Genomic DNA, 14,802 nt, shown 5'->3' on the forward strand with positions numbered 1-14,802 from the left:
AAAAAGCGTTCTCGCCGGACGCCGCGGGACCGGCGCGAGCGAGAAGTGCGGCGGGTGCCCACGGGGTTAACTGACCGCGGTGGGTGAACTTCGGGTATGGCGACCGACCAACCGTCCGAGTGGGAGTACAGGGCCATCGAACCGCCGAAGGGACTGACCAAACGGGAGTCCGTCAACCCGACCGCGCGACTCAACGAACTCGGGTCGGAGGGCTGGGAGTTCACGGGCACCATCGAGTACGACAAGGGCGGGACGAAGTTCATCGTGTTCAAGCGCCCGGTCCGCGATGAGTGACGACGGCGACGACCTCTCGACGGAGAACACGCTCCGCGAGCGGACCGGCGTGAACGAGTATCTGTTCTGGGTGCTCCTCGGCGTGGACCGCCGGGTCATCGTCGGCGCGTTGGCCCTCGTCGTCTTCGTCGCGTTCGTGGGGTCGGGGGTCCTCAAACCGGTGTCGCTGCGGGTGACGATGGAACGGAGCGACATGGTCGAGACGCTGTTCTCGGGACTCGTCGGTGCGATAATCACCAGCACGACGCTCGTCGTCTCGATCAACCAACTCGTGCTCTCCCAAGAGATCGGGTCGCTCGGCACCCAGCGCAACCGGATGGACGTGACGATGGACTTCTACCAGAACACGGACGACCTGCTCGGGAAGACGACGCCGTCGGACCCGGCGGTGCTCTTGGCGGAGGTCATCGAGGTGTGCGTGGGCCGGGCGCGTGCGCTCCGCGACGCCGTCGCCGGCAACGACAGCGACGAACTCCGCGGGAAGGTCGAGACGTACGTCGAGGACCTCGAAGAGAACGCCGACACGGCGATGTCCGAACTCGAAGACTCGGATTTCGGGACGTTCAACGTCGTCTCGCCCGCTCTCGATTTCAACTACGCCCGCAAGATGTACGACGCGCGGCGTCTCGGCGAGCAGTACGAGGGAGAGATAGGCGACGACGAGCGGAGCGCGCTCAGAGATGTGCTGGAGGCGGTCACGATGTACGGTCCCATCCGGGAGTACGTGAAGGTGCTGTACCTCCAGTGGGCGCTGGTGAAGCTCTCGCGGGCGATTCTGTACGCCTCCGTTCCGGCCTTGGTCGTCGCCGGCGCCATCGTCGTCTTCGTCGACCCGAACACGTTCACCGGGACGATACTGGGACTGGAGACGATTCTCTGGGTCGTCAGCGTCGGGTTCACGATATCGGTGCTGCCGTTCTTGGTGTTCATCGCCTACGTGCTCCGGTTGGCGACGCTGGCGAAGCAGACGCTCACGGTCGGGTCGCTCATCCTGAGTTAGAGCGACTCGGTCTCGCCTTCGACGGTCTCGGTCACTCGAAGACGCTCACGTCGAGATGCGTCCCGCCGCGGAGGTAGTCCGCGCCGATGAACAGCAGCGGAAGCCCCGCGAGACCGGTGGCGACCGCCAAAAACAGGTCCTCCCCGGTCCCCCCGGCGGCCATCCGCGCCGCGTTCACGAGCATCGAGGCGGCGAGCGCGACGTCCGCGACGCCCGCGAAGACATACCACGGGAGCGCCCGACCGCCGAGCGACAGCGACGGGACGAGTCCGGCGACGGCGAAGCCGCACCCCGCGACGAACAGACAGCCGACGACGAGGGCGACCAGAAGCGTGTGCGGCGGCGCGACGGCGACGAACAGGAGCGACCCGGGGAGAAAGAGGAGCGCGGGGAGGAGGAACAGGCGACGGCGCTTCGTACCGGTCGGTCGGTTGAGAGGAACCTAAACGCACCGACCTCGCGGAAACGCCGCGATATCGGCGCCGGTTACAACCCCGACAGCACTTCGTCGGTCGTCCGCACGTCCGCGAACTCCCGGTAGAGGTGCGCAAGCGCGGTCCGGTGCATCTCTTCGGCGCCGTAGCGTTCACCGTCCGGTCCCTCGCGTTCGTGCGCCGCGGTGGCGTCGGAGACGACGGTGGCGTCGAACCCCAGGTTCTCCGCCATTCTCGTGGTAGTGGAGACGCAGTGGTCGGTGGTGAGGCCGACGACGACCACCGACTCGTGACCCCCCTCACGCAGCCACGACTCCAACTCGGTGCCGACGAACGCCGAGTTGACCTCCTTCGTGAACACCGGTTCCCCCTCCCGCGGTTCGGTCTCCGGTTTCCACGCGAATCCCGGCCGCTCCGGGCGGAGCGGGGAGTCCGGTTCGGTCGAACCGTGCCGGACGTGGACGAGGGGGAGGCCGTTCTCGCGCCACGCCGAGAGCAGGCGGGCGGCGTTCGCCTCGGCGTCCGGGGTGCTGCGCTCGCCGTGCACCGGGTCGTCGAGACCCGTCTGGAGGTCGACGAGGAGGAGGACGGGGGGAGCGTCGGCCTCAGTCATCGGCGGCCCCGGCGTTCGGCGCGGGAGTCAGGTTCGGCGGCGCGGCCTTCGGGTGCTCTCTGGTGACGACGATGGGACAGTCGTCCGGCGACTCGGCGGCGTCCTCGCGGAAGAGGTACTGCGGCCACTCCCGGTCGCCGTCGACGCCCCAGTCGCCGAGGTCGGCGTGCGGGCAGACGCCGTCGTACTCCTCCATGCGGGACTGGATGGTCTCGCGTGCCTGCCGTCCGGCCTCGGTGTCGGCCGTGATACCGTCGAACAGCGACCGGGGCTGGAACGTGATTTCGAGGCCGACCGGACAGTACCGGCTCCGTCGCTCCTCGTAGAACGGCGCGCGGCAGGTGGGGAACATCGGTTCGCCGCCGAAGCAGAACTCCCACTCGGGGTCGTCGGGGTCGGTTGGGATGTCCGCGGGCCACGGTTCGGGGTCGTGGACGTGGAGGAACTGCAGCAGATGCCACAGCGCCTCGTGGTAGTCGCCCTCCGAGAACTCCCGGTCCGGCGGGCGGAAGAACGTCACGAACGACGTCTGCCCCGGCAGGTCGCGGTAGACGTCCAGATACTCCAGCAGGGCGTCGCGGAAGGCGAGGAGCGCCTCTTTCTCCGTCAGCGAGGGGACGGCGGTGTACAGCGGTTCGCCGTCGCGGACGGAGTTCGCGCCGAAGTAGCAGGGGAAGGGCGTTCCCTCGTGGTCGCCGAGGAGGGCGTCGGTGAACGTCTCGAAGTGCCGGACGGCCCAGTCGGGTAGCTCCCCCGCCTCGACGCGGGCGGCCATCGTCTCCTGGTCGACGAGTGCTTGTACGCCCGGTTCGTTCATGGTCGAGGGTTCGTCCGGACGAACATGAGCGCTTCGGAAGTGAGAGAATCGGTACGCGACGGTGCGCGCGCCGACCGAACGGAAATTGTGAGCGGCGGTCGGTGCGGGTTTCGGAAGATTGGATGTTCAGTCGGCGCGGCTGCCGACAGCGAACGTCCCGGCGTCCTCCTCGGCCGTCGCGGGCGTCAGGAGCGAGACGCTGACGGTGAGAGCGAAGGAGAGCGCCATCCCCCAGAGCGCGAAGTCCCACCCGAGGTAGGTCGGGGCGAACAGCGTCGCGCCGCCGACGGTCACGGGCGGGAGGAAGACGTGCAGGAGGTAGAACACCTGCGCTCCGACGATGCCGGCGTACATCCCGCGCTTCGTCGTCCGGGGCCAGTACAGCGCCACCATCACCGGCAGCGCCAACTGCGCGAATCCGCCGAAGGCGGTGTCGCCAACCTCGACGAGCGTCCCCGGTCGGAACAGACTGGCGACGAACGTGAGGACGGCGAACGCCGCGACGCCGACGCGGGCGACCCACCCCTCGCGTTCGTCGGACGCCGCCGGGTTGACGAACGGTCGGTACAGGTCGCGGGTGAGGTACGACGACCCCGACAGCAGCATCGAGTCCGAGGAGGACATCATCGCGGCCATCGCGCCGGCGACGACGAGAGCGGCGAACCAGACGGGCGTGTACTCGTTCAAGAGAGCGGGGATGACGTTCGACCCCTCGGCCACCTCGACGCCCAGTCCGGCCGCCCACGCCCCGAGGAGGAACGCGGGGACGAACAGGAGGACGACGAGGACGGGCCAGAGCGCGAACGACCGCTTCAGCACGCGCGCGTCCTTCGCCATGAAGAATCGCTGGTTTATCTGCGGGAACATCACGACGCCGAAGGCGATGGTGACCGCCGTCGAGATGACGTACTGGGGCGTGTAGAGGCCGCCGCCGAGGGCGAGCGCTTCGGGGGTGTTCTCGGCCATGCCCGCGGAGATGGTCGAGAGGCCGCCGGCCGCGGAGACGACCCACGCGACGGCCACCCAGACGATAGAGAGCATGAACAACCCCTGTATCGTGTCGGTCCACGCGACGCCGCGGAGGCCCGCGAGGCCGACGTACAGTATCATGAACAGGGTGATGAGGGCCGCGCCCGCCCAGTAGGGCACGGCACCCTCGGTGAGGCCGACGATGGCCTCGCCGGCGCCCATCTGTTGGAGCATCACGTAGGGGAACAGCCAGAAGAGGCTGAAGACGGCGACGAGGGCGCGGAGACGTTTCGACCCGAAGCGGTCCCCGAGCATCTCGCCGAGCGTGACGTACCCCCGTGCGCGCCCGATGAGCCACTGGCGGTAGCCGACGACGTACCACAGGAGGGCGAAGAGGATGCCGTCCATCAGACCCATCACGAGAATCCACTCGGGGCCGGCCGAGTAGGCGACGTTGGGGCCGCCGAAGAACGTGAACGCCGACAGCAGCGTCGCGAACGTCGTGAACAGGAGGACGACGGTGCCCAGCGACCGACTGGCGAGGTAGTAGTCCTCGGCGTCCCGACTCGTCAGGCGGTAGGCGACGAAGCCGACGAGAAGCGAGACGACGAGGTAGGCGCCGACGACGCCCATCTGGACGAGGAGGTCGGAGGCGACCATCTTACGCCTCCCTCCCGACGTCCATGCCGCGGTCCCACGCGCCGCGCGTGAACAGGTAGAACGCGCCGGAGGCGAGCGCCATCCACCCGACGTGCCACCACAGCCACACGGGCAGTCCGACCCACGTCGTCGCGTCGCGCCACAGGAACCACGGGACGGCGAAGGTCACCAAGACGGCGAACACGCCGACCCACAGATAATCCGTCTTCGGTCGCGTCATCGGTGTAAGATAGTCAGTCATCTTACGTAAGTATTGTTGTTTCCGATTCGTTTCCCGGCTCCGAAGAGAAATTTCCTTCATAGCTGCGGAGCGGCGGCGGGGGAGAATCGAGGGTCGAACCGAACGCCGAGGGGGAGTCGCGAGCGTCGTCGTCGCGGCGGCGAGGACGCCGGTGACGACGACGAACGTCGAACCGGACGACCGGTACGATAGTTATTTGCCCGTAGCGACCCTTATATAAGGCCGTCACCGAGTCGGTCGTGACACCATCACCGTCATCATCTCAGCACCCAGGAGGGGTGTCTCATCATGGACGATACAGCAAAATACCTCATTCACGCCGCGATTACCACGGACGGCGTCGTCGAACGCTCCGACGTTGTCGGCGCCATCTTCGGGCAGACGGAAGGTCTGCTCGGGGAGGAGTTGGATCTCCGCGACCTCCAACAATCGTCGAAAGTCGGCCGCATAGACGTACAGATAGAGAGCGAGAACGGGCAGTCGTTCGGGTCGGTCACCATCGCCAGCAGTCTGGACAAGGTGAAGACGGCCATCCTCGCCGCCTCGCTCGAAACCATCACCCGCGTGGGGCCGTGTCAGTCCGACGTTCGCGTCACCGACATCGAGGACGTGCGCGAGGCCAAGCGCCGCGAAGTCGTCGACCGGGCGAAAGAACTGCTCTCCACATCGTTCGACGACAGCGTCATGACCTCCACGGAGATTCTCGACGAAGTCAAAGAGAGCGTCCGCGTCGAGGACATCACCGAGTTCGAGGGCCTCCCCGCGGGGCCGCGCGTCCTCGACTCCGACGCCATCGTCGTCGTCGAGGGGCGGGCGGACGTGCTGACGCTCCTCCGGTACGGCGTGAAGAACGCCGTCGGCGTCGAGGGGACGAACGTCCCCGAGGCCGTCGCGGAGTTGACATACGACCGCACGGTCACGGCCTTCCTGGACGGCGACCGGGGCGGCGAACTCATCCTGCGCGAACTCTCGCAGGTGGGCGACGTGGACTACGTGGCGTTCGCCCCCGACGGGCAGTCCGTCGAGGACCTCCAGCGCCACGAAGTGATGTCGGCCCTCCGCAACAAGGTCGCCTTCGAGATGCTGCCCGCCGAGGGCGACGTCCGGGAGGCGGCGACCGACGGTCCGGTTTCCGAGGGGGACGCCGCGGACCCTCCTCGGGAGTCGCAGACGACTGAGTCTGCGGCTCCGACCTCCGAGACGGGGTCCGAGGACGCGTCCGCCGACGGGCAGGCGGGCGTCACCGTCGAACGACTCGACGAGGAAACGCCCGGCGAATCGACGTCGGCGGACGCTCCGTCCGCCTCGGACGCGCAACCGACGTCTCGGGACGCCGCGTCCGCCAACGGCGCGACCAGCGTGGTCGCCGAGGCGTCCGAGAGCGACGCCGATGCCGACGTCGAATCCGAAGCTGAAACGGCCGTGACGGCCGCAGAGAGCGACGCTGCAACGAACGGGACGGCCGAGGAGACGGCGTCCGAGGCGACGTCCGCGGACGCCGCCGAGTCGGATTCCCGCCCGCAGTCGCTCCGCGAGCACGTTCGGGAAGTCGTCGAGGCGGGGTCGGGGACCGTTCGCTTTCTCGACGAGGACCTCGCGACCGTCGACGAACACGACGCCGCGGACGCGTTCGACGCCATCCGCGACGCGTCGACGACGCCGCACACGGTCGTCCTCGACGGCGTGTTCGACCAACGCCTCGCCGACGTGTCGGCCCAACGCGGCGTCGAACACGCCGTCGCGGCCGCGACCGGCGAGTTCGTGAAGAAACCGGTGAGCGTCCGCGTCCTCACCGCCGAGCAGTTGCTCGACGGCGGCGAGTAGACGGGACCCGTCGACGCTCGCGGCTCAGACCGTCAGTTCGTACGCCACCGCGTCACCAGATTCGAAGTAGTCCGGGGAGCGGCCCGCCTCCTCGAAGCCGACCGACTCGTAGAGCGACCGCGCCGCGTCGTTCCCGGCAGCGACGGTAACCGTGACGACGGACCCGGCGGGGCGCGCCTCGACCGCCGCGGTCAGCAGGTCGCGGGCGCGACCCTCGCGCCGGCGGTCGGGGGCGACGACCAGTTCGGCGACGTGGCAGGCCTCCCTGTCCTCGACGGCGAGGAGGTAGCCCGTCGGCCGGTCGTCGGCGTCGACGGAGACGAGAACGGTGCCGACGACGTCGGCGGCCGCGAGCAGTTCGGGCGACGGCTCCGCGAGGTGCGACTGGAGGCGCGAGAGCGTCGGACGGTCGTCGGGACGGGCGCGGCGGACGGGCGGACGCACGTCAGAGAACGAGGAAAGCGACGCCCGTGCTGACGACGGCGCCGACGAGCGTCGCCGTGAAGTTGACCGCCTCGTTGCCGATTCGCGCCCCCTCGACGGTGGCGCCGAGGACGCTGTCGGCGGTCATCCCCGCGAGGCCGCCGAGGAGAACTATCGTGCCGCCGACGGGCGCGGTGACGGCCGAGAGGAGGAGCGCCGCGACGACGGCGACGATGGTCGCGCCGAGGAGCCCAGACAGTTCCCCTTGCCACGTCACGCCGCCGTCGGTGCCGGGGTCGACCCGTTCGAGCGTCGTGATGAGCCGGGTGTTATCGTAGAGGCCGCCGACCTCCGAGGAGAGGGTGTCGCTCAACGCGGCGGCCATCGACCCCGCGAAGGCGAACTGGAAGAGCGTCCCGTCGACCGGAACCCGCGCGCTGGCGGCGAACCCGACGACTGCGACGAGGGCGACGGCGGCGTTACCGAGGACGTTACCGGTGCCGCGGGCGCCGTCGTTCTCCTCGGCGACCCCCCGGTCGCGCTTCTCCTCGTAGCGGAACTTCGTCGACAGCGCGCCGATGGCGAAGAAGGCCATCAGGACGGCGAACCAGCCGAAGCCGCCGAAGACGATGACGAGCAGGCTGAACAGGACGCCCGAGAGCATCCCGGCGACGGAGGCGGCTTCGAGCGCGTAGGAGACGTACCCGAGCGCGATGGTGAGAGCGAGGGCGCCGACGATTTCGACGGCGCCGACCGGCCCCGCGAGCGCGTCGAACAGCCACAGCAGGAGCCCCGTCGACAGCATCACCAGCGGGTCGTCGCGTTCGAACAGCATCTCGCGGAAGAGCGCGGCGACTATCGCCGCCGCCGAGGCGAGGAAGACGAACAGCGGAAGCGACGGCCACAGCGAGACGAGCGGCGGAGCGCTCTCCCGGACGAGGCGGCCGCCGAACTGCCCGGCGAGTCCGCCGAGAAAGCCCCCGACGACGAACCCGGAGGTGCCGAGGAAGGGGTCGTCGGAGACGGCCGCGACCGCCTGCTTGCCGAGGTTGCCGTAGGAGATGACCAAGACGGTGGCGACGAACAGCGCGACGGGCATGTCCATCGCCGCGACGAGGATGGCGAGGCCGGCGGCGGCGAGCGCGAACCCCGCGAGGCCGTTCAGGCGACCGTCTTGGTGGTCGCCCGGCCGGGCGAACACCTCGAACAGGGGGCCGTCGTCCACGACGAACGCCGCGAGGAGGGCGACGGCCGCGAACGGGGCGAACGCCGCCGCCTCCAGCACCGGTGCGGCGAGCGCTAGCGTCCCCACAGCGGCGAAGCCGCCCGCCCGCCGGAGCGTCGATTGCACATAGTCGGGTATCTCCGACGCGCACTTAACCCTCCCGACATGGCCCATCCGGCCGCGAGGGCGTGCGACGACCTGCCGGCGGCGCTCCGAGGCGGAACGCCCGAACCGGTGGGATTTAGCGACGGGAGAACGCATCGGTTGTCGTGGGACTGTACGACGGTTACCTCGCCTACCGACTCCGGCGGCACGACGCCGACCCCCCGTCGCACGTCGCCGTCGTCATCACCGAACGCGACCTGCTCGAACAGGGGGCCTACGAGACGCTGTCACAGTTCCTCGAATGGGCGTTCGACTTCGGCGCCGAACGCGTCACCGTCTCGGTGAGCGTCCTCGACGAGGCCGTCGTCGAGACGCTGGAACGCGAACTCCGCGAGGTGGAGTCCCCCCGCCCGGTCGCCGTCCGCGGTCCGGGCGACAGGGAACGCGCCGAGGAACCCGTGCAGGTGAGCATCGGCCTCGGCGGCAAGCGCGAGTTCGCCGACGCGGTGCGCGACATCGCCGAGGACGTCGAGGCCGGCGACATCTCGCCGGAGGACGTCGGCGCCGACCACGTCGAGGAGCGACTCGTGTTCCCGGACGAACCCGACCTGCTCATCAAGACGGGCGCCGAACGCCTCTCGGATTTCATGATCTGGCAGTCCGTCTACTCAGAACTGTACTTCACCGACGTGAACTGGCGGGACTTCAGAAAACGCGACTATCTGCGGGCCGTCTTGGACTATCAGAACCGACAGCGGCGATTTGGCCGGTAGGCCAAATCTCGTCAGATTGCTCCGACGGCGGTTCGGCCGGTAGGCCGAACGTCGTCGCGAACGAAGTGAGCGGCGGAAATTTGGCCGATAGGCCGAACACCGTCACGAGCGGGTTCCCTCCCGACGGAGCCGAGCGGTCAGTCTCCGCCTTCGCCGAACAGGCTACTGAGGGTCCGCACGAGGTCGAGGACCGCTTCGAGGAACCGGTCGAGACCCCGGACGAGTTCCGTCAGCCGGTCGAGTACTCCGAGAGGTTGGAGGGGGACCGGCGAACCGAGCGTCGTGAGAGCGCTCGCGTCGCCGACGGCGACGAGGAGGACCAAGGCGATACCCGCTGCGAACGCTCCGAAACGTATTCTCATCGATACCTCGCCGTAGCGCGGCCAGCCGTTTGTATCGTCCGGCAGGCGGACCCGAACGAGGGGGCGCAGAGGGAAGACTCGTAGACGCTACTCGCGGGCGACTCGGTCGGAGAGCCTCCTAGAGACCGCGGCGCGGAGTCCGTCGACGGTTCAGTCCGCGAACTCGACCGTCTCGCTCGTGCGCTCCACGTCGCTTCCGTCGTCCTGTCGCTCCAACTCGGCGAGGACTTTCTCGGCGCCCGCGGACGGGAGTTGTTCGCGCAGGCGGCCGGCGACGGTTTTCGCCTCCGCCAACTCGGTTTCGGCCGCCGAGCGGACGAGGGCGACGGCCCGTTCGGTCCGCGTGCGCTGCCAGGACTTCTCGCGGGACTCGTACGTCCGGAGGCCGCGGAGGAAGTCCACCTTCGAGAACTCCGGCCAGTAGGGCGCACAGAAGTAGACGGCCGCCTCGTTGCCGTTGGCGTGCCACGGCAGGAAGTTCGAGGTTCGCTCGTCGCCGCCCGTCCGGATGATGAGGTCCACGTCGCGGGCGGGGCGGCGGCAGAGCCGTTCGTCCACCGCGTCGAGGGAGACGTCCGACGCCGAGAGGTCGCCCGTCTGCACGTCGCGGGCCACGTCGCGGGCGGCGCCGAGTAGTTCGGCCCGACCGCCGTAGGCGAGGGCGATGTTGAGGCGGAAGCCGTCGTAGTGACCGGTCTCCCCCTCGGCGTAGTCGATGGCCTCGCGGAGGCGGTCCGGGAGGCGTTCGGTCTGGCCGATGGCGCAGATGCGTACCTCGGAATCGTGGACGCGGTCGGCGTCGGCGAACTCGTAGAGCTTCGATTCGATGAGGTCGAACAGCGGTTCGAGTTCGTCGTCGGGGCGGTCGAAGTTCTCCGTCGAGAAGGCGTACAGCGTCAGTTCCTCGACCCCGGCCTCGTCGCACCAATCGAGGACACGCTCGGTCGTCTTCGCGCCCGCCTTGTGCCCGTCGGGCGCGTCGTCGCCGTGGCTCCGGGCGTACCGGCGGTTGCCGTCCTGGATGATGGCGACGTGCGCGGGGCCGTTTCCGAGTTCACGGCTGAGGGTCCGCTCGTAGGCGCCGTTGAACTGTCGACGAAGCCACTGTCTCATTGGAGGGGAAACCCTTCCGAGACGTATGTTTCTTTTCGTTCTCCCGCCACGTTCAGTTTATACCTACTATACTACTATCTGATAACTGTTGTGGGCGTTCGGCGGTCCCCTTCGGGATTCCGACGTTCGGTAGGTACCGCATCCGGCGCGCCGCGGACGAACCGCCACCCGTTTATCCCCCGTCGCCTATCCTCTCGTATGAGCGAAACCGTCGACGACGACCTCTACAAACGCACGCTGGCGCTCTTGGAACCCGGCGACATCGAACTCCTCGGCGCCGTCGTCCACACCGACCTCGAGAGCGACGAGGACCTGGAAATGCAGGAACTCACCGTCGACATCAACGAAGTCATCGCGGGACGCGCCGAGAAGGGCGAGACGTACATCTACGCCGGCAACGACGACACCGACTTCTCCTCGAACCAGTTTCAGGGGCTCACCCTCGACGACGAGGAGTTCGTCTGGGAGTGCCAGCAACTCCTCCGCGACGGCACCTTCGACCTCGTGTTCTACTACGAGGCGAACGTCGACCAGGACGGACTCGTCTCGGACCTCGAATCCCTCGACCGCGTCGACCGCGTGACGCCGGTCCCCTGACGAGGCGACGCCGACGACGGGAGACGAGTCGAGAGCGGCGCCGGGTTCGTCCATAGCTAACCGCGGCTTTTCGGTGCCGAATCCCCTGAGAGGAGGTAGTGAACCGACCACGCCGGGCGGACGGACGGTCCGTCCCGAGACGCTTATCCTCGCGGACTTCCGAGGGTCGACCATGAGCAGGGCCGACGTCGACAGAGCCGAGTTGACGGACCTCGACCGCGCCGTCGTCAACGCCTTCCAGGGAGGGTTTCCCGTAGTCGAGCGCCCGTTCGAACCGGCGGCGGCGGCGCTCCGGGAACGCGGCGTCGACGTGAGCGCCGAGGAACTCCTCGACCGCGTCCGCGCCCTCGACGAGGCGGGCGTGCTGACGCGCTTCGGCGCCCTCGTCAACGCCGAGGAGATCGGCGGCACGGCGACGCTGGTCGCCATGCACGCCCCCGAGGAGCGTTTCGAGGAGGTAGCGGAACTGGTGAACGCCCACCGCGAAGTCGCGCACAACTACGAGCGCGAACACCCGCACCTCAACATGTGGTTCGTCGTGAGCGTCGCCGAGGAGGACCGCGTCGCGGAAGTCCTCGCCGAGATAGAGGAGGAGACGGGGCAGCGAACGTACAACCTCCCGAAAGAGGACGAGTTCCGCGTCGAGGCGAAGTTCATGCTCGACGGGCCGATTTCGGCGGGCGACGTGGACCTCTCGCATCTCGGCCCCGAGGTCGAACCGGAGGACCGCCGGACGCTGACGCCGGCCGAACGCGACCTCGTGTTGGAGATTCAGGGCGGACTCCCCGTGACCGAGACGCCGTACGCCGACGTGGCGGCCGCCCTCGGTGCGGAAACCGACTGGGTCGTCCGGACGATAAAGCGGTTCGAACTCGAAGGGAAGGTCCGGCGTGTGGGCGTCATCCCGAACCACTACGCTCTCGGCTACACGGAGAACGGGATGACCGTCTGGGACGTGCCCGACGACGTGGTCGACGACGTCGGCCCCGCCGTCGCTTCCCTCGATTTCGTGACGCACTGCTACCGTCGGCCCCGCCACGAGGGCGTCTGGCCGTACAACTTCTTCGCGATGACGCACGGACGTTCCGAGGCGGAGAGCGAGGAGCGCATCGAACGGGTCCGCGAGGTGATGGCCGAGCACTGGGACGTGGGGCCGCGAACCACGGACGAAGAGCAGGGCGACTGGGACACGCTGTTCTCGACGCGCATCCTCAAGAAGACGGGAATCAGGATGGACGAACGGGCGGACGCGAACACGGAATAACCATCAGTGATACCGCTGTACCACGACTTCACGGAGGAATCGGTGCTCGTCTTCGGCGGCGGCGCCGTCGGCGCGCGGAAAGCGCGGCGCTTCGCCGAGGAGGCGGACGTGACCGTCGTCGCGCCGTCGTTCGAGTGCGAAGCGGACGACTACGGCGGCGCCGAACTGGTCGAGGCAGCGCCAGCGCCCGCGTCGGTGGCCGACTGGGTCGCCCGGTACGACCCCGCGTTGGTCGTCGCCGCGACGGACGACGAAGCGGTGAACGACGCCGCCGAACGCGCCGCCCGAGAGGCCGGCGCCATGGTGAACCGCGCGGACGCGAGCGGCGACGAGGAACGGGACGCGCGGAGCGTCGTCGTCCCCGCCACCGTCGAGGACGGCGACGTCCGGGTCGCGATTTCGACCGGCGGGGCGAGTCCCGCCCTCGCGAAGCACCTTCGCGAGCGCATCGAAACCGAAATCGAGGGCGCCGGCGCGATGGCCGACCTGACGGGACGGCTTCGCACGGAACTACGAGAGAGCGACCGAACCCCCCGCGAACGGCGGGACGCGGTGCGCGCCGTCGTGCGGTCGGAACCGGTTTGGAAGGCTTTACGTACGGGGAAATCAAAGGCCCGCCAAGAGGCAGACCGCGTGATACGTAACACTAGAGGGGGTGAGCGATGAGGAGCGCAGGAGTCATCTCCGGCGTTCGCGTCTCCCACGAACGGGCGACCGTCGACGAGATAGAGTCCGCGTCCAGCGAGGACGTGCGCTCCGCCGTCGACGCCCTCCTCACACACGAGGACGTCTCCGAGGCGTTCGCTCTGCAGACGTGCAACCGAGCCGAAGCATACGTCGTCACGGACGCGCAGGCCGACGGCCGCCGCGCGCTCTCCGAGTTCGCTCCCGACGTGCGCGACGGCGTCGTCGTCCAGATGGGCCACGAAGAGAGCCTCCGCCACCTGATGCGGGTCGCGGCGGGGCTCGAATCGCTCGTCTTGGGCGAGGACCAGATACTCGGCCAACTCAAGCGCGCCTTCGAGGACGCCCGCGGCGCGGGCGGTATCGGTCGGGTGCTCGACGACGCGGTGACGAAAGCCGTCCACGTCGGCGAACGCGCCCGGACGGAGACCGAGATTAACGAGGGCGCCGTCTCCCTCGGGTCGGCGGCGGTCCGCCTGGCCGAGTCGGAGACGGGGCTGGCCGGGTCGACGGCGCTGGTCGTCGGCGCGGGCGAGATGGGCACGCTGGCGGCGAAGTCGCTGGCCGACGCCGGCGTCGACGAACTGATCGTCGCCAACCGCACCGTCCCGCACGCCGAGCACGTGGCCGCCGAGGTGGACGTACCGGGGCGGGCGATTCCGCTCGCGGCCGTCGACGAGGCGATTGCCACCGCCGACGTGGTCATCTCGGCCACGGGAAGCCCCGACTACGTTCTCTCGCATGCCCACGTCGAGACGGGCGGTGAGACGACGCTCATCGACATCGCCCAACCGCGCGACGTCGACCCCGACGTCGGCGGGGTGACGGGCGTGGTCGTCCACGACATCGACGGGCTGGAGGCGGTCACCGACGAGACGCGCGAGCGCCGCCGCGAGGCCGCGGAACGCGTCGAGTCGATGATCGACGAGGAGTTCGACCGACTGCTCGAATCCTTCAAACGCAAGCGTGCCGACCAGGCCATCAGCGGGATGTACGAGGCCGCAGAGCGGGTGAAGGGCCGCGAACTGGAGACCGCGCTGTCGAAACTGGAGGCGCAGGGCGAGTTGACCGACGAGCAGCGCGAGACGGTGTCGGCGCTCGCGGACGCCCTCGTCGGCCAACTGCTGTCGGCGCCGACGAAGAGCCTCCGCGAGGCCGCCGTCGAGGACGACTGGGACACCATCCAGACGGCGATGACGCTGTTCGACCCCGATTTCGGCGGCGAGGAGCCGTCGTTCGGCGGTCCCTCGGGACCGCGAGGGGGACTCGCGGAGAGCGCCCCCGAGGACGTCCCCGACGACGCCGATATCCCGCCACACGTCTTAGAGAGCCTCTCTGACGACTGACCGAGGAGGCCCCGACGAAACGGGGAGAAACGTTATTCGGCCGGCGTCCGACGCACCA

General features: G+C 68.6%; 17 protein-coding genes. 8 read left to right on the forward strand and 9 right to left on the reverse strand.

Translation table 11 applies throughout. From position 1 onward, the window contains the following. The first annotated feature begins 96 nt into the window (after positions 1-96). The gene (locus NDI76_RS13270) at positions 97-294 is read left to right on the forward strand and encodes a DUF4177 domain-containing protein (RefSeq protein WP_310924562.1); all 198 of its coding nucleotides are present in this window, start codon (positions 97-99) and stop codon (positions 292-294) included. After that, positions 287-1,294, forward strand: a complete 1,008-nt coding sequence (locus tag NDI76_RS13275) for a DUF7972 family membrane protein (RefSeq protein WP_310924563.1) — start codon at positions 287-289, stop codon at positions 1,292-1,294. Before NDI76_RS13270 ends, NDI76_RS13275 begins: the two co-directional genes overlap by 8 nt. A gap of 31 nt (positions 1,295-1,325) precedes the next feature. Here the strand turns inward: NDI76_RS13275 and NDI76_RS22825 are convergent, their stop codons facing one another. From NDI76_RS22825 to NDI76_RS13300, 5 genes are all read right to left on the reverse strand, one after another. Continuing rightward, on the reverse strand, positions 1,326-1,697 hold the full coding sequence (locus NDI76_RS22825) for a DUF7994 family protein (RefSeq protein WP_484494589.1): 372 nt from the start codon (positions 1,695-1,697) through the stop codon (positions 1,326-1,328). An 83-nt stretch (positions 1,698-1,780) separates the two neighbouring features. Continuing rightward, complete coding sequence (locus NDI76_RS13285; protein WP_310924566.1) at positions 1,781-2,341, reverse strand: cysteine hydrolase family protein; 561 nt, start codon at positions 2,339-2,341, stop codon at positions 1,781-1,783. Next, the gene (locus NDI76_RS13290) at positions 2,334-3,158 is read right to left on the reverse strand and encodes a YqcI/YcgG family protein (protein ID WP_310924567.1); all 825 of its coding nucleotides are present in this window, start codon (positions 3,156-3,158) and stop codon (positions 2,334-2,336) included. The genes NDI76_RS13285 and NDI76_RS13290 overlap by 8 nt, the downstream gene beginning before the upstream one ends. 126 nt (positions 3,159-3,284) lie before the next feature. After that, complete coding sequence (locus tag NDI76_RS13295; protein ID WP_310924568.1) at positions 3,285-4,787, reverse strand: sodium:solute symporter family protein; 1,503 nt, start codon at positions 4,785-4,787, stop codon at positions 3,285-3,287. Between the two features lies 1 nt (position 4,788). Then, positions 4,789-5,007, reverse strand: coding sequence for a DUF3311 domain-containing protein (locus NDI76_RS13300; RefSeq protein ID WP_310924569.1), 219 nt, complete (start codon positions 5,005-5,007; stop codon positions 4,789-4,791). Positions 5,008-5,316: 309 nt separating this feature from the next. On the opposite strand from NDI76_RS13300, the gene dnaG reads away from it, so the two are divergent. Beyond that, positions 5,317-6,852, forward strand: a complete 1,536-nt coding sequence (gene dnaG, locus NDI76_RS13305) for a DNA primase DnaG (protein ID WP_310924570.1) — start codon at positions 5,317-5,319, stop codon at positions 6,850-6,852. A gap of 24 nt (positions 6,853-6,876) precedes the next feature. Here the strand turns inward: dnaG and NDI76_RS13310 are convergent, their stop codons facing one another. Then, positions 6,877-7,296 carry a GNAT family N-acetyltransferase gene (locus tag NDI76_RS13310; RefSeq protein ID WP_310924571.1) on the reverse strand — a complete coding sequence of 140 codons (420 nt, stop codon included), beginning with the start codon at positions 7,294-7,296 and terminating at the stop codon, positions 6,877-6,879. A gap of 1 nt (position 7,297) precedes the next feature. After that, positions 7,298-8,626, reverse strand: coding sequence for a DUF92 domain-containing protein (locus NDI76_RS13315; protein ID WP_310924572.1), 1,329 nt, complete (start codon positions 8,624-8,626; stop codon positions 7,298-7,300). A gap of 143 nt (positions 8,627-8,769) precedes the next feature. Between NDI76_RS13315 and NDI76_RS13320 the strand changes: the two genes are divergently transcribed. After that, on the forward strand, positions 8,770-9,378 hold the full coding sequence (locus tag NDI76_RS13320) for an undecaprenyl diphosphate synthase family protein (RefSeq protein WP_310924573.1): 609 nt from the start codon (positions 8,770-8,772) through the stop codon (positions 9,376-9,378). Between the two features lie 137 nt (positions 9,379-9,515). Here the strand turns inward: NDI76_RS13320 and NDI76_RS13325 are convergent, their stop codons facing one another. Both NDI76_RS13325 and uppS read right to left on the reverse strand, forming a co-directional pair. Next, a complete protein-coding gene (locus NDI76_RS13325; protein WP_310924574.1) occupies positions 9,516-9,740 on the reverse strand; it encodes a hypothetical protein in 225 nt (74 codons plus the stop codon). 150 nt (positions 9,741-9,890) lie between these two features. Continuing rightward, positions 9,891-10,853, reverse strand: a complete 963-nt coding sequence (gene uppS, locus NDI76_RS13330) for a polyprenyl diphosphate synthase (protein WP_310924575.1) — start codon at positions 10,851-10,853, stop codon at positions 9,891-9,893. A gap of 198 nt (positions 10,854-11,051) precedes the next feature. Here uppS and NDI76_RS13335 point away from each other — a divergent pair, with 198 nt between their 5' ends. From NDI76_RS13335 to hemA, 4 genes are all read left to right on the forward strand, one after another. Further along, entirely contained in the window at positions 11,052-11,450 is a 399-nt protein-coding gene (locus NDI76_RS13335) for a DUF5778 family protein (protein WP_310924576.1), read from the forward strand. Between the two features lie 172 nt (positions 11,451-11,622). Continuing rightward, positions 11,623-12,714 carry a siroheme decarboxylase subunit beta gene (ahbB, locus tag NDI76_RS13340; protein ID WP_310924577.1) on the forward strand — a complete coding sequence of 364 codons (1,092 nt, stop codon included), beginning with the start codon at positions 11,623-11,625 and terminating at the stop codon, positions 12,712-12,714. Positions 12,715-12,720: 6 nt separating this feature from the next. Continuing rightward, positions 12,721-13,380 carry a precorrin-2 dehydrogenase/sirohydrochlorin ferrochelatase family protein gene (locus NDI76_RS13345; protein WP_310924578.1) on the forward strand — a complete coding sequence of 220 codons (660 nt, stop codon included), beginning with the start codon at positions 12,721-12,723 and terminating at the stop codon, positions 13,378-13,380. Next, on the forward strand, positions 13,377-14,744 hold the full coding sequence (gene hemA, locus NDI76_RS13350) for a glutamyl-tRNA reductase (protein ID WP_310924579.1): 1,368 nt from the start codon (positions 13,377-13,379) through the stop codon (positions 14,742-14,744). Before NDI76_RS13345 ends, hemA begins: the two co-directional genes overlap by 4 nt. Positions 14,745-14,802: the final 58 nt, after the last annotated feature.

The organism is Halogeometricum sp. S1BR25-6 (genome assembly GCF_031624495.1).
Lineage (GTDB): Archaea > Halobacteriota > Halobacteria > Halobacteriales > Haloferacaceae > Halogeometricum > Halogeometricum salsisoli.